14 protein-coding genes are annotated in these 19,172 nt (G+C 67.8%); 2 read left to right on the forward strand and 12 right to left on the reverse strand.

The genetic code is table 11. The features are described 5' to 3' along the window. Positions 1-41 precede the first annotated feature (41 nt). The 8 genes from BLQ49_RS05380 to BLQ49_RS05410 all read right to left on the reverse strand — a co-directional run bounded on the left by BLQ49_RS05380 (position 42) and on the right by BLQ49_RS05410 (position 6,128). Positions 42-1,472, reverse strand: a complete 1,431-nt coding sequence (locus tag BLQ49_RS05380; RefSeq protein WP_091713991.1) for a site-specific integrase — start codon at positions 1,470-1,472, stop codon at positions 42-44. Between the two features lie 337 nt (positions 1,473-1,809). Further along, positions 1,810-3,084, reverse strand: a complete 1,275-nt coding sequence (locus tag BLQ49_RS05385) for a hypothetical protein (protein WP_091713992.1) — start codon at positions 3,082-3,084, stop codon at positions 1,810-1,812. Next, positions 3,081-3,335, reverse strand: a complete 255-nt coding sequence (locus tag BLQ49_RS05390) for a hypothetical protein (protein WP_091713994.1) — start codon at positions 3,333-3,335, stop codon at positions 3,081-3,083. Before BLQ49_RS05390 ends, BLQ49_RS05385 begins: the two co-directional genes overlap by 4 nt. Next, the gene (locus tag BLQ49_RS05395; protein ID WP_091713995.1) at positions 3,332-4,153 is read right to left on the reverse strand and encodes a hypothetical protein; all 822 of its coding nucleotides are present in this window, start codon (positions 4,151-4,153) and stop codon (positions 3,332-3,334) included. Before BLQ49_RS05395 ends, BLQ49_RS05390 begins: the two co-directional genes overlap by 4 nt. A gap of 10 nt (positions 4,154-4,163) precedes the next feature. Then, positions 4,164-4,331, reverse strand: coding sequence for a hypothetical protein (locus BLQ49_RS29525; RefSeq protein ID WP_167627636.1), 168 nt, complete (start codon positions 4,329-4,331; stop codon positions 4,164-4,166). Next, positions 4,328-5,431: a hypothetical protein gene (locus BLQ49_RS05400; protein ID WP_091713997.1), complete on the reverse strand. Its 1,104-nt coding sequence runs from the start codon at positions 5,429-5,431 to the stop codon at positions 4,328-4,330. Before BLQ49_RS05400 ends, BLQ49_RS29525 begins: the two co-directional genes overlap by 4 nt. After that, positions 5,431-5,640 carry a helix-turn-helix domain-containing protein gene (locus BLQ49_RS05405; RefSeq protein ID WP_244507452.1) on the reverse strand — a complete coding sequence of 70 codons (210 nt, stop codon included), beginning with the start codon at positions 5,638-5,640 and terminating at the stop codon, positions 5,431-5,433. Before BLQ49_RS05405 ends, BLQ49_RS05400 begins: the two co-directional genes overlap by 1 nt. Beyond that, positions 5,640-6,128 (reverse strand): hypothetical protein, encoded by a 489-nt coding sequence (locus BLQ49_RS05410; protein ID WP_091714000.1) that lies wholly within the window; start codon positions 6,126-6,128, stop codon positions 5,640-5,642. Before BLQ49_RS05410 ends, BLQ49_RS05405 begins: the two co-directional genes overlap by 1 nt. A gap of 337 nt (positions 6,129-6,465) precedes the next feature. On the opposite strand from BLQ49_RS05410, the gene BLQ49_RS05415 reads away from it, so the two are divergent. Next, the gene (locus BLQ49_RS05415; protein ID WP_091714003.1) at positions 6,466-6,969 is read left to right on the forward strand and encodes a hypothetical protein; all 504 of its coding nucleotides are present in this window, start codon (positions 6,466-6,468) and stop codon (positions 6,967-6,969) included. Positions 6,970-6,989: 20 nt separating this feature from the next. After that, positions 6,990-7,865, forward strand: a complete 876-nt coding sequence (locus BLQ49_RS05420) for a DNA adenine methylase (protein WP_091714500.1) — start codon at positions 6,990-6,992, stop codon at positions 7,863-7,865. 426 nt (positions 7,866-8,291) lie between these two features. Here BLQ49_RS05420 and BLQ49_RS05425 read toward each other — a convergent pair whose 3' ends face one another. Genes BLQ49_RS05425 through BLQ49_RS05440 form a run of 4 tightly spaced genes read right to left on the reverse strand, consistent with a single transcriptional unit; the run spans position 8,292 to position 19,166 of the window. Next, the gene (locus tag BLQ49_RS05425) at positions 8,292-10,247 is read right to left on the reverse strand and encodes a DNA phosphorothioation-associated putative methyltransferase (protein WP_167627637.1); all 1,956 of its coding nucleotides are present in this window, start codon (positions 10,245-10,247) and stop codon (positions 8,292-8,294) included. Beyond that, positions 10,244-15,619: an FtsK/SpoIIIE domain-containing protein gene (locus BLQ49_RS05430; protein ID WP_091714007.1), complete on the reverse strand. Its 5,376-nt coding sequence runs from the start codon at positions 15,617-15,619 to the stop codon at positions 10,244-10,246. Before BLQ49_RS05430 ends, BLQ49_RS05425 begins: the two co-directional genes overlap by 4 nt. After that, complete coding sequence (locus tag BLQ49_RS05435; RefSeq protein WP_091714008.1) at positions 15,616-17,289, reverse strand: hypothetical protein; 1,674 nt, start codon at positions 17,287-17,289, stop codon at positions 15,616-15,618. Before BLQ49_RS05435 ends, BLQ49_RS05430 begins: the two co-directional genes overlap by 4 nt. Further along, a complete protein-coding gene (locus tag BLQ49_RS05440; RefSeq protein ID WP_091714010.1) occupies positions 17,286-19,166 on the reverse strand; it encodes a hypothetical protein in 1,881 nt (626 codons plus the stop codon). Before BLQ49_RS05440 ends, BLQ49_RS05435 begins: the two co-directional genes overlap by 4 nt. Positions 19,167-19,172 lie beyond the last annotated feature (6 nt).

Genomic DNA, 19,172 nt, shown 5'->3' on the forward strand with positions numbered 1-19,172 from the left:
AAAGGTTCGACCAAAGATCGGACCGGTTCTTTGGTCGCGGCCTAGGCCGCCTTCCGCTTCCCGCCGCGACCGCCCAGCGCCGCCCGCGCGCCCTCCATGTGTGCCTGGCTGTGGTGTCCGTACCGTCGCTCGATCATCTCCACGGTCATGCCGACGTAGCCGGCGAGCTCCCAGATATCGACGCCGGCCTGCATGCCCCACGTGACCGCGGTATGCCGGAGCGAGTGCCGCACGACGTCGTCCCCGAGGCCCTCCTCGTGGACGAGGTTGGCGAAGCTCTTCTTCGTGCTGCCCACCGGCCGGCCCTCGAACTCCACGACGTGCCGGTGCCCGAGGACGTGGTGCCAGCGCCACAGATGGGCGACGAGGCTGTCGGGCATGCGCACGGTCGGCGCCTTCTTGTTCTCGGCCTCCTTCGTCCCGAGCGCCTTGCGGTGGAAGATCGCCACGCGCTTGATGACGGGGACCTGCACCCTGCGCTCGAACGTCTCGCCGTCGATGGTCCGGGTCTCGACGCGCTCCTCCGTCGACGTCTCCGTCTTGAGCTCCATCCACGGCTTGCCGATCTCGCGCACGAACGAGGCGCCGCACACCGGGCCCGACCGGGTGCCGGTCCGCAACGCCACCAAGATGAACCTCGCCAGGTGACGCGCCGGCCGCCGGGGCATGACGTAGGTCTCGCCCTTCCGGGGGCCGGACCGGATCGTCTGGACCTCGCGCTTCCGCCAGGCGCGCAGGAGGAGGCGGGCCGCCTCGTTGCGGGTGAGCCACCGGTCGCGCTCCTGGCCCTTGGGGGGGAGGGTCACGCGGACCGCGTCGCGGGTCAGGTTGTCGGCGATGGCGACGTTGACCGCCGCCCGGAGATCCTCAAGCTCCCGGCGGGCGCCGCCGGCGGTGACCACGCGCTCCCGGGTTGGCTTGCTGTAGCCGGTCCGGGCGGGCTTGCCGTCGCGGCCGGTCCCGAGCCTCGCGTGCGTCTTCCACGGCGTCCCGACGCGGCTCGCGACGTAGGCGGCGCAAGAGACGGTGTCGACGTCCGCCAGGGTCCGCTCGCCCCACCATTCGAGGAGGGCGACGACGCGCTGGGCGAGCTCGTGGTGGCGGGCGACACCGCCCCTGAACTCGCCTGTCTTCGGATCGGCGATGCCCCGCTTGGCCTCCAGGTACCGGCTGAGGACCTCGGCCAGCGTCACCTCGTGGGCCGGGCGGCCCTTGGCCTGCGGGGCGGCGTCGACAGCCGCGATGGCGAGGCTGTCCTTGTAGTCCGCTAGGCGCTTGAGCGCGTCGCGTTCCGGGCCCTCGCCAAGGCCGCAGTCAGTGCTAAGGACTTGCCGACCGGCGTGCATGACGATCCAGACGCCGCCGCGCTCGATGCCGTCGCTCCCGACGCGGCCGGGCCGGTACCACAGGTACGGCTCGCCTCTCCTGCCGACCCCAAGCTTGCGGGGGCCCTTCCGCTTCCTGACTGCCATCCGTCCCTCCACGCGCGCAGCTGACGCCGCGACACTTCGATGAGACGACCGCGACGGTTCACCGGAAGCTCGCCCCGACGGATGGCGCCGCGCAGGTCGGCGACGCTGTACGCCGGCAGCCCGGCCGGGCCCTGGATCTCGGGCGCCCAGCGGGCGGTCTCCAGGTCGAGGGGGGCGTCCTCGCCCGCGAGCTCCGCCAGGTCGGCGAGGCCCTCAGACAAGTCCAGGGAGACGATCATCGTGTAAGTCGCGGTCATCGAAGGGAGAATCAGCCAACCTTTGGTCGTGAGCAATCGGTATCCGCCGCGATCGTTAATCGAGTTCCCCCGCAGTGGGCTCAGCCTAGCGGCCCGCCCCTGAGCACCACCGGCCGGCCTGACAGGCTCTGGACTAACCGATACCTGGGGGACGGGATGAGGAGCTCGCGCTCACACCACTCCGGGACGGTCAGGATCGGGTCGTAGACGGGTGGCAGGATTGACCGGTGGGGGTTCTCGTCCTGACGGATGACCATGGTGTCCAACCCGAAGGTCATCCGCTCCACACGGACTGACCTGTCCTCGCGGAAGGTCACCGTCGCCTCCCCGGGGACGTCGCGCATGAACTGGAGCAAGCCCGCGCGGCCGAGGTGATAGTCGTCGCCGGCGCGCAGGTCCGCTCCGTCGACCGAGACCGTGACGTCGGTGACGGGATGGGTCTCCAGGTAATAGATCTCACCGGCCCGGATGCCCGAGACGGTGATGGTCCGGAGCGGCTGCGGCTGGCGGCGCAGGGCCTCGGCCACGATGGCGATGTCGAGGTAGGCCTGCGGATCCTCACCCGGGCGGACGCCCCGCATGACCTCGGCGCCCCTCAGGTGGAACTGTGCCCCGCTCCGCAGGGTGACGTTGATGACGTCCGAGATGTCGGTGCGTTCCTGCTCGATCTGGAGGATGGGATCCGCCATGTGCGCGGTCCGCTCGAACACGGCCTGGGAGTGGACAGGGACGTTCTCGGAAGGCAGCGGCCTGAGGCGCGGCCTTACCACCACGCCGTGCCTGCCCTGGAAGAAAGTGACGCTGGACGCCCACGTGTCCTCGTCGCCCTCGGTGAGGGTCAGTGGGCGGCCGTTCTGGAAGAAGAGCGGACGCTCGCGCCGCGCCTCCACGGCCGCCCTGTGCTTGGCCCGCACGGCCTCGATAACCTCGGGCGGCGCATGCTCCTCCCGGCAAACGTACCCGTTCGGCGCGACGATCAGGCCCGTCTCGCCGGCGAAGTCCAGGTCGGCGCCGGCCGCGCGGAACGCGGCGACGAGCGCCTTGAGCCGCCGGGCGGCCTTCGCGCCGACGTCGCTGTTGCCCTTGCCCTTGGCCATGACGACGTTGCGGGACCGGACATCGAGCGTCGCCCGGGACATGCCGCGCGGATCCCGCAAGGACCAGATCGCGTCGCCGGTCATCTCCTCCTCGCCGGCGAGGTGGGAGTAGCTCCCGTGGCGGAGGCAGTGCTGCATGTGCTCGCCCTCGCGGACGAGGGCCTGGCGGGTCATGAGGCGGACAACGAGCCAGCCGTCGCCGGCGTCGACGTGATCGACGGTGCCGGCGAGCCCGGCGGGGGGACGGTCCTGCGTCACGCTGCGGTCCTCTGGTGTTGCTGGCACGCCCGAACGACGGCCTGTCGGATAGCGTCCCGGGCGTCGCCGCCCGGCGCCAGGGGCCCGATGTCGGGCGCACGCAGGACGCACGTCGTCCCGTCGCGAAGCCGGACGGCGAGGGCGTCGGCGGCGGGGGACACCTCGACGGCGAGGACGGGGTTCGGAAGCCGGCGCGTCGCGAGGGCGGCGCCGGTCCAGTCGTCCGCATATGCGGCGGGGGCGGCGCTCACAGATCCTCCAGGGCGGCGTCGTCCACGGCCTGCTCAGCCGCCCGGGCGGCATGCATCGCGTCGATGGCCGCGATCTCCGCCCGGCGCTTCGCGAGGTGGGCTCGCTCCTCGACGGCTCGAAGCCACGTCCGCTGGCGCCTCACCTCCATGTCGCGGTGTGCTTCCGCGACGATGGGCAGGACCTCCACGAGCGGGACCGGGGCGGTGACCGTCGGCAGGTAGAGCGCGAGGTCGTATTCCGGGTAAGGGCCATGAGGCCTGCCGGCAGGGATGACGTAGCCGGGATCGTGCCTGAGGAGGCTGTGAAGGGCCGCCTCGACCAGGGGGCCGACGCGCTCCGCCTCCTTGGCCTGGAGGGTGAGCCGCGCCTTCTCCTGCGCGGCGGCCTTCCGGTTGATGTCCGCCTGCTGGGCGTCCGTGAGCCCGCGGATCTGGCGCGCCTTGCCCTTGGCGTCGAGCTCGAACCACTCCTCGCGGTCGGGCATCGTCCAGACGCGCTGGCCGTCGACCACGTCCACGTGGAGGAACCCCAGCTTCACGCCCCAGCCGAGGGCGTTGCCGGCGCGGCTCGACCGGAACTCCTCCGACACCTTGCCGGTCACGGTAACGGATGCGGCCATGATCGCGTCGACGGCGTCGGCCCGGCTGAGGGTCTCCCGCCCGGCGAAGGCGTCGATGAGGAGCCGGTTGACCGAGAGGGGCCAAGCGCGCCGGTTGCCGTACGGCAAGGTGGAGTAGGCCTCCTCGAAGGCACGCGACGGCGTCACGTCGCGGAGGTAGCCGTAGTCATGACGGGCGTGGCGGTTGTACCGAGCCATGGGGTCCTCCTCATCCGATTCGAAGGCGCCCGCCGTTCAGGGCGGCGGCCGCCCTGACGACGCGGTTGGCCTGAAGGGGTGTGATGCCCGCGAGGGCGGCTCGGATCGCCGCCGGGTCGGTGTCCAGGAGGGCGTCCGCGAGCCGGGCGGCGCGGACGTGGACCTCGGCCTCGGTCACGCAGGCCTCGCGGCGGCCGCGTCAGCCCGGACGAACCTGACCGCATCATCCGCCACGAGCCCGGTGCGCTGCGCCAGGGCGACCGCGAGCACCAGGTCCTCCAGGCCGAGGCGGCTCGGGAACGCGAGGTCCCACTGGAGCGCGGCCCGGGCCGGGGCTGGCTCCGCATGCGGCGCCTCGAACGGGACGACGTTCGAGGGCTCGTGCTCCGGGGCGGCCGCCGGCGTCGGGGCCGGGAGCGCCAGCGGCTCCCCCTTGGCCCGGCGGTTGGTGAGCCCGAGGCGGGCGAGGTGCTTGTAGACGGTCACGTCGGTGACGCCCCACCGCTTGGCGAGGGCGAGGGCACGCGGGGTCTCGGCGTGGTGGGCGCGGATGACGTCGTCGGACGGGACCTTGGAGGCGAACGGCATGGTGGGCTCCTTGCTGGCGGGGGTGACGGGTGTGGCGACGGCGGGAGGGGCGGCCGCCTCCCATTCGGCGTCCGCCGGCGACGGCGCGGCCGGCAGGACCAGCCCCGGGAACACCGTGGCGACCGCGACCGGGTCGTGCCCGGCAAGGGCGGCCGCGAGCTCGGGCGACGGCTCCGGCAGGCGGTAGCGCCCGACGCGGGGCTGCGGGTCGATCATGGGGATGGCGACGCGGAGGACACCAGCGACGGCGCGCTCGTAGGCGTGCCGGGCCTCGACGCGGGCGGCGGCCTCGACGTCGCCCCGGAGGGCGCGGGCCCCGTCCCGGGAGACCCGGCCCCGCTCCTCCGGGGTGATGGCCGGGTTATCGAGGCCGCGCTGGGCGAGGTAGTTGAGGAGGTTGCCCTTGTGCATGCCGGCGGCACGCTCGCCGGCCGTCCCGGAGCCCAGCGCGAACGCCGTCTCGATGGCGACGGCGACGGTGAGCGGCTCGTAGGCGCTGGTCCGGCGCAGGCGGGCGAGGGCGCCATCCCGGGCCCGGCCACGGGCGGCGATGGACGCGAGCCGCCGGGTGGACATCCAGTGCCACCGCTCGGCCGCCGCCTCGGCGCCGTACTGGGCGATGATGCGGTGGACCACGACGGGGTCCGGGTCCTGGTAGACGTCGAGGTCGACGTTCGCCTCGCGGGCCATCACAGCCCCCCGCGGATGCTGACGAATCGCTCGACGCGGATCAGGTCGATGGCCGCGAGGAGGCGGTCACCGGCGCTCCGGCGGCCGTGGAGCACGTCGCACAAGTACGGCTCCGACACGCCCGCCCGCCGGGCGAGGGCGCGCTGGGAGCCGAGCTCCCGGACGGCGGCCGACAGGCGGGCGCGGACGTCGTCTGCTGTGAGCTCCATCAGGCAGCCCTCCTTGCCATGTACTCGGCGACGCGGACCCGGGCGGCCGCGGCGTCCTGGCGGCGGCCGGAGGCGCGGGGGTAGTCGACGCCGCGCTCGCGGAGGATCGTCCTGACGATGCTCTCCGAGACGCCGCAGGCCTGAGCCGCGTAGGCGACGCCGCCGAGCTCCAGCGCGGCCGCCACGACGGCCCGTTCCTGGGCGTCGTCGAGGGGGCGGCGCGCCTTGGCGGACCGGGCTCCGACCTCCAGGGCGCGGCCCTGCGAGATGAGGCGACCGACGGTCCCGCGGGCAAGCCAGTACCAGCGCCCGGCCGCCGCCTCGAAGCCGTGGGAGACGGCGATTTGGTAGACCTTCCTGGGGTCAGGGGAGACGTGGAGCGCCACGTCCATCGCCCGCTCGGCCTCGTCCCGGCGGACAGTCCGGGGCGGCGCCGGCAGGGGCGCGGGCGGCGGCCGCCAGTCCCTGAACAGATCCAACTGACGCATGCGCCGGCATCCCCGATAAGCGAATTCGGGAATATGATCGCCAGCGATTTCAGGAATTCAAGCGTCTCGAACGGAGCCACCCGAAATAAATCCAGAGTTGACGCCAGGACAGGAGGGCGAGGCTTCATTCACAACAGGGGGGTACGATTTCAACAACGGTTTAACCAACAGCCTGTTGTTGAAATCGTGGTTGGAATAGATCTCCGGCGGCGGGCGGCTTGCTTAGAAAATATGAATTGCTGGGGCCGCCGCCCCGCTCATACTGGTTCTCAAATTCGCGAACCGGGGAACCACGGTGGAGTACACGCACGACAATCCGAGGCCGGCGAGGGACCGGGTGGATATCAGGCTCCAGGCAGAAGCCCTGAAGCGGATCCGAGACGGGCTGGCGAAGCACGCGTGGGCGTTCGCCAAGGACCGCGACGCGGCCGAGGCTATCGCGGCGGCCGGCAACCTCGGCCCCCACACACCCGATGCCGTCCATGAGATCGCCCGGCACGCGGCCGGGGTCTACTTCTCCCAGTGCCGCCGCATGCGGGAGTGGCCGCTGGGCGCGGCGTACGTCGCGCGGGCCGAGATGCCCGGCGTGCCGGCCGCCGTCCACGAGGCCTGCCAGTTCCTGACGGCACTCGATGCGGACCGGGCGCAGGACCGCAACCGGCGCGGCTGGTCGACCACGACGACGTTCGCCGGGCACCTGCTCGCCGGCATGGCGAGGGAGGAGATCGGCCTGCGCGAGACGGTCTACGGGCTGGAGCTCGTCCACAAGCACAGGCGGCAACTGCCGCCGCATATCCGGACGATCCTGTTCGCCGGCGCCGGCGGGGAGCTCACCCTGTGAGCGACGTCGTCGAGAGGCCGATGGTCCGGTGGCTGGGCTCCAAGTGGAGGCTGGCTCCCTGGATCATCTCCCAGCTACCCCCGCACGAGCTCTACTGCGAGCCGTACGGCGGCAGCGCCTCGGTCCTGCTCCGGAAGCCGCGGGCCCCCATCGAGGTCCTCGGCGACCGCGACGACGAGCTCCTCTGCCTCTACGGCGTCCTTCGCGACCCCGACCTGGCCGCCCGCCTCCGGACGGCGTGCGAGCTCACGCTGTACTCGGACGCGGAATTCAGGCTCGCCATGCAGCGCCTCGGGCCCGACGCGGATCCCGTGGAGCGGGCGAGGAGGATGGTCGTCCGCCACGCTATGCAAGTCTCCCCCGACGTCCGGGGCGAGACGCAAGGCACTGGGTTCAGGCGCTACACGGCCCAAGTCCGCCGGGTCGCGAGCGTCGACTGGACGTCCTACCCGGACGCCATCCCCGCGATCCATGCCCGGCTCCGAGGCGTCGTCATCGAGCGCGGCCCCGCGGTCGAGACGATGCGCCGGCACGACCGCCCGGAGGCCCTCCACTACGTCGACCCGCCGTACGTCCACGCCACGCGGTCGGAGGTCCGCAAGGGGTACGCGCACGAGCTCGCGGACGCCGATCACGCCGAGCTCCTCGACTGCCTGCTGTCCCTCAAGGGCATGGTCGTCCTGAGCGGCTACGCGTGCCCGCTGTACGACGAGGCGCTGGCCGGGTGGCAGCGGGTGACGCGGGAGGTTACGGACCACGCGCGCATGTGGCGGCAGGAGGTCCTGTGGCTGTCGCCGGCGGCCGTGAAGGCGGCGAACACGAACATGATCGTCCGGCCCAGGCACCCCACGGGGCGGCGGCTGGCGGTCAGCGAGAACCAGGTGCCGCTGTTCTAGGCGGAGGCCTTCGGCCTGACGCTGATGACGGCCTCGTAGCCGCAGGCATCGAGGGCGGCGAGCAAGCGCTCCATCCCCCAGCCCTCGGACCTCTCCCTCCTGATCTGGGATCTGATCTGGGGGTGCTTCACGCCCCTGCTCATCTCGCTCGGCGCCGAAGGCACCCGCTTACGTACGCGCTCCAGCGTGCCTGGCCAGGCGGCCACGTGGCGGTCGAGCCACCCGGCTAGCTCGGCCTCACGCTCCTAGGCGGCGCGGGCCCCGGCCGGGGCATCATACCGTTCAATGATGTCGTACCCGTGGGGCCAGGATGCCACCACGCATTGATTATGTGCGACGTCCGAAGAATACTTGGTCTGGTATTTCAGAGTAAAATGACAACGGTGGGGCTTAATAGGTTGAGAAGGACTCCGGGGCTCCTCGAAGTTAAGAGGAACGCTCTAATTGCTTTCCCGCAGCGTCTTTCAATGCACGAACGATGTTCGCATGCCTGACGGTTTGCGCGGTGCCCTGCAGCGCCAGCAAGCGCCTGACCCTGGTCTCAATGGCTTCGCGCTGAACCCTCTCCCGCTCGTCCGTCGCGTATGCCGAACGCGCCAGAAAAACGCGGCGCCCGTCCTCGTCAAAGATCTTGTCGGAGATAGCTTGATTCCTCAGGTTGATCCTCACATCCCGTACGATCAGGGGGAGCTTCGCTTCGAAATCCGTGATGTACAGCAGCGAGACTGCCATTTTCTCCATATCTATCCGGACAACTTCAACGTCATCGAGGTCGCCATAGAGGACGCTGGCGCAACCAACGACCCCGCGTAAGGCGAGCGGCAGGTCGTCCTTCTTCTCGCGCCGGAAGTGGATCCCGCCCCGTCCATCCTCGTGGGCAATACCGGCGCCGATGGCTTGCTTGCTGGCGAAGCGTATGTGGTCCGAGGCACGCAGGGAGAACAGGAAGGCCATCGCCGCCTCCTTGGCCTTGCCCACACCGCCGAAAAAGGCTCTCGCATCTCGCTGGAGACGGGCCGCAAGATCGCTCAGTGCCACGGACTGGGTGAAGGCACCCAGCGCGAAGTAGAGCACCAGATCCTCCTTTCTGGCCGCTGCAGCCCTCTCAAATTCGTCCCGGTCGAAGATGCCCTCACACCAACCGATGGCCCGGGAAATCGAGACGTTCGACTTTCTGAGCGCATGTCCGACGTCCGTGGGAAGTTCGTCGAACGACGGCACGCGTCCCACTGCCATGAGCGTGGCCCAGAGCGCGTCGAGCGTGGGGCGCATCCGTTCTGCGAGCGGTTCGCGTGGCTGTATCGCGCGCTCCCTCGGTGGAGGCCGGTACGATACCACGCGCTCCGCCCTCCGGACCTGCCGGCGATAGAGGAATGCGCGCTCGTCCGCCGGATCCCTGAACGCGAAGACTACCCCCAGCCCGACCGCGAAGCCTTCGACGCCCAGCGCCTCGCGGACCATCTCCTTCAGCTCATCGGGTGTGAAATACCGCTGGAAAGTCCCTCGGGACGTGACGAAGCCATCTCGGTAGGGACGCAATCCGGCGGTCGGACGGTGCCCCGAGATCATCACGGCGACGGCGAGGACCCGGCGGCAATAGGACCATGCCCGCCTGAGCGTTTCGAGGCGCTCGACAGGCTCCTCGATGACGTTGAGGACAAACCCCAGGTTCACCGCGTCAGCCTGCGCCAACGTCCCGTCGGGCAGGAAGTGGGGGTCCCAGCCGAACGCCTCGACGCCGCCTTCGACCAACGCGCGAACGTCGTCGCCCTGGCCGCAACCGTAGTCCAGGACCGTCGTGCCAGGGGAGACGAACTCGTGCCGCACCAGCGACTGCATCGGGGCGGACAATCGATTTCGCGCGATGGCGGTCCGATGGCGGGCTATCTCCAACGACGGCGGCGGCAGGGACACCAATGCATGCCCCTCGACCGTCAGGCCGGCCTCGGTGACCCGCCGGGTCCAGGCCTGCTTCGTCCCGATCCGGTGCGAGGCGGCGAACAGTCCGTGCCCCTCCGCCGCCGCGGTCAGGGCGGCGAAAACCGGGATCCGGTCGTCATCGGGACGAAGGAGCAGCTCCTTCCGGTGGAGGACGGGCGGGTTCTCACGATTGGAATAGTCGCTTCGGACGACCCGTTCGCCGTCGATCCGCACGCTTTCCAGAAGGCAGGGAAATGCGTGGTCGTCGAAATCCTCGTACCGGAGAAGCGACACGGCTTCCCCCTCGACCTTCGCGACGTTCCAGGGCACGTCTGAGCGCTCCGACGCCGAAGAAACCTTCCGGTTCGTTTCGGCGTCCAGCAGGTCCAGCGCGGAACGATGGAAATAGAGGGCTCCCCCGACCCTCTTGCCGACGCGCGGCCCCGAGGCCGCGCGGGTCACTCCGCGGCCTCGCTCACCTGAGCACGAGGCGGGTTCAACCAACCGGCCTCGATAGCCCGGGCAAGGTCCCGGACCTCGTCCTCGTCGAGGTAGGGAACTTGGCCAAACACCTTATCGCCACCGTCAAGCACCGCGATGACGTGCCCGCGACCGAGAAGCTTCTCTGCCCCCTTCTCGTTGAGGACGATTTTGGACGAGCCCTCGTCGCTGAGCCGCAGAACCAACTTATTGCCCAGGTTGGTCCGCAACTGCATCGTCATGACCTGATTGTCGGCCCGCTGGTAGATCATCGTCAGATGGATGCCGGCCGCACGTGACTTGGTCGCGATCTCGTTCAAGAGGGGCTCCGCGCCATCCTTGAACTCATCGTCCTGCATCCAGTTGGCGACCTCGTCAAAGAAGACGACGATGCGGGGCATCGGGCCGCCCTGACGCGGGCTTCGATTGTACTGGTCGATGTTTGCGCACTCGGCCTCGCCCAACCGGGCGTACCGCCGCTCCATCTCGCCAACGAGGTCACGCAGGAGATCGAGCGCGGCATCCTTCGTGTCGACGATGCCGCCCTTGAGATGCGGCAGGCGTCTCACCCAGGCATAGTCGACCCCACGCTTGGGATCGATGAGATGAAGCTCGACCATCCCAGGCGCATTGAAGGCACAGATGTCCAGGATCAGGCTCGACGCCAGGATGCCCTTGCCGCTCCCGGTGGCCCCCGAGACGATGGTATGGGGCGCCGCCCGCTCCTGGTCCCCGAATGGACCTGCCAGCGGCAGGTAGAGCAGGCTGCCGTCCTCCTCGCGCTCACCGATCAGGGGCGCCAGGCTCGACCAGGGCGCGTTCGGCCCGAGGCGACGGCGAAGCCATGCCTCGGACAGGTGCAGCGTCGCCCTTTTCGGCCGCCGGATGGCGATGGCGATCCGACCGACCTTCGGGGTTATCCGGATGATGTCCAGCTCGTACTTCGTCGAAAGCAGCTCTTGGTTCGCATCCAGCCACTTGAACGTCACGCCCCGTCCATCGAGCTGGATGAGACCCGAGTTAGGGGTCAGGCGGGCGTCCAGGACCTTGGCGTCGAAGCCCTGTGCCTGCAGGCTGCGCTTGAGCTTGGCCACCTCATCCGCGAGCCAGGTCTCGTCATCTGCACCGCCTTGGGTCTTCCCCATGGCGCGCACAGCGGCGTGAACCTCCGGCAGCCAGCCAGCGGGTGATTGATCTGCTGCCGGGGGAGCCTCCGCTGGTCCGGCCACCTCCTGGATGACCTGAACAGGTTCCGGCGAGGATTGGTCCTGCGGCGCGGCTGGCGCCGCATTCGTCTCGCCGGATCCGGCGGAGGCAGCGGAGACTTGGTCGATCAAGTCCTCGCGGACATCGGCCGGTTGCCCGCTCGGCCAGAGCGACGGCTCGGCCATGAAGCGCTTGACGTCGCCGGCATTCTTCGTGTCGATCTCGGCCAGGGTGCGCCGAATAACATCCTCGCCGAACGTCCACTGAGCCAATCTCCGGCGGTCATCCCTGTCCTTTGCCTCGTCCGGAACCGTCGGCCCAGGGTCGGGGACCGCAGCCGCGTCATGGACAACGACGACGGAATGCCCGCTGAGCTCGATGGGCAATCCTCCATGCCGTATGCCCTCGATCCACTCCTCGAACGTCACGTCCTCGACCCTCTCGAAGGGATCGATGTGTTCGAGAAGCATGTCGGCCAGCCGATTGCGCCAGATCGCCGGATCGACCGTCATGCGGTCATCCAGGAAACGCCCGTGCAGGGCGGCGTACGTCGCCTCAAGCTGTCGCATGCTGCGTGCCTGCGTTTCGCCCAGACCGAACGAACCGACGCACTTCGCCTCGACGATGGAGAGCCGGACACGGGGCTTCCCCGCGACCTCGACCAGGTTCACGGCGAGGATGTCTGCGATCTCGCCCGAGAGATCGAGCCAGCCTTTGAACTCGTCGAGGAAGAACCAAGCGGTCCGGTTCGGCCCCGCATTGTCGAACAGGAGTTCGAGCTGGCGCTGGGCCACGACGACCCCGATCAGCTCCTTGGCGTAGTTCTCCCACTGCGCCCCGCGCATCACGATGCCGCCTGACAGGCTGGCGGACCTGCGGCGCACGCAGTCGATCAGCGCGTCGAGCGCCTCGTCGGCGCTGCCCGGGAGTATGCGAGCGATGTCACTGCGCAGGCGCTCGCGGAAGCTCTCGCGGGTGATCTCGGTCGACACGATGACGTTGTGAACCGCCCGGGGCAGGCTGAAGTAGCGCAGGACGCGCAGGCTGTCCGTCGCCGCAATGAGGCGACGGTCAGCCAAGCGATCATAGGTCATCACCCAGTTGCCCAGGCCGTGCGCCAGTTTCAGTTGCGCCTGCACGGTCGGCGAGGCGAAATCGACCTGCTGCATGGGCAATCGGTGCATGCCGACCTTGAGGGCATGTCCGATCAGCACGTCGTGAACCGCATCGATGTAGGCTCTGCAGGCGGCCGGCTGTACGGGAGCGGTCAGGTAGACGCCCGCGGTGACGTTGCCCTTGTTGTAAGGACGGCGCCGGGACAGGTCGCAGGGCCGGTGGGTTACGAAAGCCACGTCGCGCTTCGGCTGCGGGACCAACGCCCAGGAAACGGTGGCATGACGCGCGATCACGTTGTGCAGCAGCACGATGTCGTTCTGCCGGACGAGGCCGCCATTCCCGAAATTCGCGGGGCTGGCGATACCCACCCGCAGGCGCGAAAGGAAAGTCTTGGCGGCCTCACTGGTTAGCGAGGAGTCTATCTCGTGACCAATGCGACGGTTCTGCCGCTCGTAAATGGCGCGCAGCTTCACCGGATCGGCATGGGTGACCGTGAGATCGCAGCGGAGGTCGGCCTCACCCTCGATCTGCCGGGCGAGGTGGCTGGCCATCAGGACCGGAAGGTCCTCTGACTCCGCGTCGAGGATCACGGCGGAGAAGTTCGCGGCCTCGTGGGGCCTGAGGTCGAGGTACTGCTTGGCGATCGTTCCGAATGCCTTGACCGTCTCGCGGGCCGGCTCGTCGGCAAGCTGGTCGTTGCCCTCGATGCTCGGCGGCTCCAACAGGCCGTAATCACCGAGACGCGAGGTCTCGACGACGAAGGTGCGCGGCGCGCCCGGCAGAACACCCACATCGACGTAGTAGGGTGACGAAAGGGCCCGGACACGATCCTTCACGAAGTCCTCGACCCCGGGTGCGGCGCGCTCGGGGCTCGACACCACGGTGTTTATGGCTTCGACCGCTTGGCGAGCCTTGACGCCGACTTCCGCGAGGCGAAGCGGATGCCAGGGGGCGACTATGAGCGACCGACGCTCGCCTTCCACAGGGGCCGTTCCGATGCGAAGCAGCGGATCCCACAGCTCCCCGATGGACCGTTCCTCTGGGGCCTTCACCTGCAGTTCCGCCAACAGCCGGCCGTAGGCCTCTGCCTGCTCGATCACCGCATCGTCGGAGAGGCCGTGTCCGTCACGGAAGCCTCGTAAGGCAAGGTCGTAAAGAGTGTGGAATTGCGCGAACAGCTCGCGCAGCGAATCCGCGTTTGCCGGCTTGACGATATCCTGTTCGACCAACTTGCTGAGGTTGGCCGACCAAAGCGTCTCGACGTGCAACTCCTCCTTGTCCGGATCGGTCAGGATGCCGCGGTTCGTCCCGCGTGTGTCCGTCAGCGTCTCGACCTGAGATAGATCGACAGCTTGCAGGGAGCCACTCTTGCCGTGACGTGCCTGCTTGACCCACGAAGACAGTAGATGCGTCAGGCTCGGTGCGGCCGGAACTAGGTTGGCGAGATCGTCCGAAAAGCCGACGTGCAGCCCACGATGGGCGGGCTTCCACGTCATCTGCGCCTTCGGCATCCCCTTGAGTTCGGCGTCCGCCGGGCTGCGACCATCGGCGATCAGGGACGCCGGAACGACGAACGCTTCGAAGTCGAATTCCGCTGCCTTGCTGCCGCGGTAGTTGATCGTGGCATTCGGGATCTTGGTCTCCCAGTCCGACCAGCACAGGCCGAGCTGAAGGCTCACGGTCGGCGCGAGCAGCTTGTCGAGGCCGCGATAACGGTCCCGAAGGAACCGGAGAAGTTGGGTGTTTTTCTTCTCGGTCCAGAAATCCAGTTGCCACGCGTCGCGCAACCGAACGAGTAGGGCCTTCTCCCCCACCTGCCCGCCACTCTCCTCGTCGTCGACTTGCCTGAATGCCTGTGCCGCGAGTTGGACGAGGCCGACTAGGAGGTCGTCCGCCTCAATGGGTACGTTGAAGACGAGTCGTTCCCAGCGCTTGAAGAGCTTGGCATCCTTGGCGAGATGCGGCCGCCACTTGAGGAAGAAGGCCTCGCGCCGCTCGTTCGAGCCGGCAGCCTCGCTCCGCACGTCCCCCAGCGTCGCCCGGTCCTCCTTGTCTATCTCCTTTTTTTTGACCTGCGTTTCGAGGAACCCGAGCGTCTCACCACCGAGGTTCGGCCGAGCCTTCGCCTTGGGCTCCTCAAAGAACGAGCGCAGTTTCGGCCACGGGATCCTGGCCATCCGCGCCTGGCTATCCGTCCACCTGCCCCCGAACATCGACCGGTCGGAGATCAGGCCCCGGAGCGCACTGGCTGCCTCATCATCGAGGCTGCCTGCCGCGACCAGCGCGTCGACGTTCGCGCGCAGTTCGGAAGATGGACGGTAGTCCCCCTTCGCTCCCTGGAGATGGAAGTGAAGCCTAACGATCTCCGCTGCCCGCCGCAGTTGGCTCTCGGCCGTTTTGGCGAGGTTCTCAGGCGTCGACGTCGGATCCAGGCTCTCCCGCGGCAGGTGCAGGATGGGCAGCGCCTGGTTGATCGCGTTGACCAAGCCCAGGCCCTCTTGACCTGACATCAGCCTATCGACCTCGGTCACGAAGTCCGCGAGCGTCTCGATAGAGATCCTTACCTCCGAGGCGAGGAGTCCCTTTAGAAAGCCGTGCAGGTGTTCACGGGTGCTCGGATCGGCGTTGCTAAGGCCCATGTCGGCCCAACGCCTGAACTCCTTGCCCTCCAACAGCCAGGCCTCGTTGATCCGCTCGACGCTACCGAGGCTCTGGATCACGAGCTCCATCTCGGAAATCGGCACGGAGAACACGGTGGCAACGACGTCGGCAGGCTTGTTGTTGCGGAACTTCACCGCGACGTCCGACGAGACGAATGCCTTGTCGACGTCAGGCGTCGCCAGGTCCGGATGTATTCCGACCTGCACGCGGCCAGCCACCGGCATGATCGCTCCCACGGCGGTCGCGATGGCGCTCGTGACCTCCCGTGAAAGGTCGATGACCGCGAACATCACGCGCGCGCCCCGCTCCCGGGCGATCAGTTCGCCTACGCGTGCGCCGACGATGCGACCGACAAGTTTTGCGCCGCTCATGCCGCGATCCCATTGGGGCGAGCCTCCCGCTGGTCGCCAATGCGATCGTGGAAGGGGTTGATGACGAAGGCGCAGTCGTCTGACTTGCGGTCGATGTAGCCGAGCACCGCCAGTCGTTCCTCAAGGCGAACCTGGTTTGCCTTGAAGGGTTCGAAGGACATAAGGCTGCCTTCGAATGCCTGGCGTGCCTGCTCGGGGCCGACGACGATCCCGTAGCGCTTGCGGAGCCGGTCGAGGAACCTTCCGAACTCCAGGGGCGTGGTCACGTTCGCGAGCACGAGGGCTTCGAGAAAGCTCTCGCTGGGCGAGTACCATGTTCCCGCCTTCTGGCGGGCGAGGACCAGCCCGGCGCGTTTCGCGTGCGCGGCCATGAACGTCCAGACGGTGTGGCTCGTGGCTGACTGGAACGCCGCGAGCAGCTCCTGCCGTTGTCCTTCCGGCTCAAGCGTTTGCGTCGCGAGGCCCATGGTCTTCTGCTTGGGCCAGAGGAAGCGCTCCTTGAGGTGGGTCCAGGCCAGCTCCTTGCGGGGGAGCTCGGACTTCTGGAGCAGTTCCTTCCACTCATCACTTTCGGGAACTCGATCCAGGAGATGCTCGACCGCCCGCCGCGGCAGGACGCGGTGGTTCTCGTATTGATCGGCGGCGAGCCGCTGGACTGGGTTCTTTCGGGCCGAGCCCGAGAGATCGAAGACGACCGGCGGCGGCTCTCCCAGGCCACCCGCTTCGTCCCACGCGCGCCTGATCGTGTAGGTTATCTGGTGGAACGCCGACAGGCGCATCAGCGGATCCAGCAGGATCTCCAGCTGGACCGAGTTCAGCCAGAGGAGGGAGCACCAATCCTCGGCCAACCTGTCGTAGACGGCCATGTGTGGCATCGGAAGGTAGCCGGTCGAGAACGAGATGGGCTTCTTGGCCGTGCTCTCGCCGAACTTGGGTCCTGCCAAGGTTTGGGCAAGGTTGTTCAGTGGATGCTGCAAGTCCACGATCCGAGTGCGGACGCGTTCCTCCAAATCCTTGCGAATGGCATCGGACGAGCGATTGAGCATGAGATAGAGCATCTCCCCCGTCCGCCGGAAGATGCGTTTGTCGGCAGAAAGCGACGTGTCGTCGACGTCGGCGAACAGCATCGACGGTCCGAGCGGCAGGAGATGCCGCGACGTCCATCTACTGACGTTGAAACTTTCGACTTCAACCGACCGCAGGATTTCAAGAGACTTGGCGAATTTATCGAAATCGTCAAAAGCTGACGATAAGTATTTCAGATCGATGCTGTTGCGCTTGTCGACTTCCTTGGTGCGCTTGGTCAACTCCTCCCATAGCGCCTGAGTGTCGAATGACCGTTTGCTCGCGATCTTCGAGACTTCTTGGTCCCGGAACAGGAGGTGCCTCAGGTTGAGGTTCACGGGGACTGTGTATTCCACGTGTTCATGCTGCTGGGTGCCGTCCGGCAGGGTGATGCCCTGGAAAAGCGGCGTCGACGATTTGGCGAGCGAGTGCAGGATTTGGAAGCACTCGATCAGGACGAACCACGGCGGCTGACCGTCGTGGAGCGTCAGTCCCCATACCCCGTACTCGCACCAGTTGGTGACGCTTGAGAGCTGGGTTTCGGTGTGCGGGCGCAGGGCACCGTGGGGGAGGAACACCCGGTCGCGGGCATTGGCCGTGCTCATGACGCGGACACCTCGATGCCTTCCCTCTGGATCTTGCCCGCCTCGGTGATGTGCAGGAGCCCGAGACTGGTGGCGGCGGAGCTGGATCCGCCGTTCACGAAGCGCAGGACGTGCTGCGTCAGGAGGGTCGCGAACCGCCGCGTCTCCTGGTGGCACTGCCGCGAGAAGCTGGACGGCAGGCTGCCGTGCGCGACCCTGACAAGGTACTCGAACAGGATTGGCCGGAGGTCGAGGGCCGGCATTTCAGGCAGCTGCATGCCCTTGAGACTCGTTTGCACGGAGAGCCGTGGCCGCCGCCTCGACTTGTCGTGCGACACGGCGACGTGCAGGAACGAGTGCCCGCCAGCGAGCGGTATCGGGTCGACCGTGACGATGCGGCCGGTGGGGTCGTCCGTCCGGCCGAGAGTGCCGGCGAGCCAGAGCTGGTCGGAATCGTCGGACATCATGCCGGTGAGCGTCCGGTTGAGACCTCTGATGAGATCGCGGGTGGCGCTCTTCACAGCCGCCTGATCGCCCCCTGTTCTCACGGCTTCGCGGAAGCGGAGATACGCGCCTCCGTGGTGGAACACGGTCAGCACCCAGGGCGCCAGTCCAGGCGCGGCCGGCTCGATGCCGTTGGTCGGCAGCCGGAAGAAAAGGCGTCGCCGCTGGGCATCAATAGCCTTGTGAAACTCGGCCCTGTTGAACCCTTGGGGACCGCCCCTGACGTAGGCGTTGCGCTGCGTCTCGAACAGGCGCTCACCGTAGTGCGGGTCGGGGTCGTTCACCGCCGCCCTAACAGGCTCGGGCCGGCCGTGAAGGAGCAGGTCGTCCACGGCGTTGTTCGTCTCTTGGCCGAGACCGAATGCGTCGAGCACCGCGAACATGCTGTTGTTTTGCCGCCGCTCGGACCGAAGGTTCCCGCCGACCGCGTTGTCGTATGGATTGGTCAGTGAGTAGGCGTTTTCCTGGGCCCTTATACGAGCCTCGCCGCAGGTGAGTAGCGGGACATCGGGATCCTTGGCGTCGCCGAGCACGACGTTGACGACGAGGGCCAGGACCTGGCGAAGGGGCACATGCTTGTCGTTCGCCGATGCCACCTCGAACAGCTCGCGCAGCCGCGTGCGGAAAAGCCTGTCCGACCGTCCGTCGACGCCGCCGTGCAGAAGCGCCCTGTTCAGCCGGATCGGACAAGGGCGTTCGGCATCGGCCGCGATCTGGCAACCGGAACATCCGGTCTCCCAACCAGGGTGGTCGAGAATGGCGTCGATGACGCTGTCGAGGGTCGTGCCGGTCAGCCTGCGGCTGAGGTTGAACAGTCTCAGGCCAAGCTTGCCAGTGGGGTCCTTCTCGACCTCATGGAGCATCATCTCGGACAGGATGTCGTAGACCTGCCGATGCCGCTCCGCATCGGGGCCGCCCCCGTCCGCCGCGTCGCGCCATAGCTTCAGCAACTGACCGTCATTCGCAGCGACGAGATACACCGCCGAGGTGTCGTGCCCGAGAAGGGCGTTCGTGATGCGTCCGATCTCCTCGGCCTTTCGCGCCGCGGGCACCTCGCTGAGGTCACGAATGATGCGCAGCTCCCGGCCGTTCGGTAACGTGTGGGTGACCAGGACGTCCGACCCGGGCCAGGCGCTTGCCGGCCCCTTCAGGAAGTCGAGGAAGACCTTGCGGATGTTGTAGGTCTTGCCGTCGCCGGCGGTGCCCGTCAGCACGACGTTGACGGGATCCGCGCCCGTCAGGATCTGTCCGACCTCATCGACGAGCGGCGAGGGAATGACGATCTCGTCGACGCCCAGGCGGTCGATCTCGCCGCGGACGAGCTCGTCATACAGGGCGTCGGATGCCGCGCTCGGGCCATAGCTGCGCAGGAAGTTGACCAGGGGATTGTCCATGGTGTC

The organism is Methylobacterium phyllostachyos, from assembly GCF_900103445.1.
Lineage (GTDB): Bacteria > Pseudomonadota > Alphaproteobacteria > Rhizobiales > Beijerinckiaceae > Methylobacterium > Methylobacterium phyllostachyos.

Bases quoted from the DNA above. Each gene is read 5' to 3' on its own strand.
- BLQ49_RS05440 (WP_091714010.1), bottom strand. From the start codon at position 19,166: ATGGACAATCCCCTGGTCAACTTCCTGCGCAGCTATGGCCCGAGCGCG.
- BLQ49_RS05430 (WP_091714007.1), bottom strand. From the start codon at position 15,619: ATGAGCGGCGCAAAACTTGTCGGTCGCATCGTCGGCGCACGCGTAGGC.
- BLQ49_RS05400 (WP_091713997.1), bottom strand. From the start codon at position 5,431: ATGGCCCGCGAGGCGAACGTCGACCTCGACGTCTACCAGGACCCGGAC.
- BLQ49_RS05410 (WP_091714000.1), bottom strand. From the start codon at position 6,128: ATGCGTCAGTTGGATCTGTTCAGGGACTGGCGGCCGCCGCCCGCGCCC.
- BLQ49_RS05405 (WP_244507452.1), bottom strand. From the start codon at position 5,640: ATGGAGCTCACAGCAGACGACGTCCGCGCCCGCCTGTCGGCCGCCGTC.
- BLQ49_RS05395 (WP_091713995.1), bottom strand. From the start codon at position 4,153: ATGGCTCGGTACAACCGCCACGCCCGTCATGACTACGGCTACCTCCGC.
- BLQ49_RS05380 (WP_091713991.1), bottom strand. From the start codon at position 1,472: ATGGCAGTCAGGAAGCGGAAGGGCCCCCGCAAGCTTGGGGTCGGCAGG.
- BLQ49_RS05435 (WP_091714008.1), bottom strand. From the start codon at position 17,289: ATGAGCACGGCCAATGCCCGCGACCGGGTGTTCCTCCCCCACGGTGCC.
- BLQ49_RS05420 (WP_091714500.1), top strand. From the start codon at position 6,990: ATGGTCCGGTGGCTGGGCTCCAAGTGGAGGCTGGCTCCCTGGATCATC.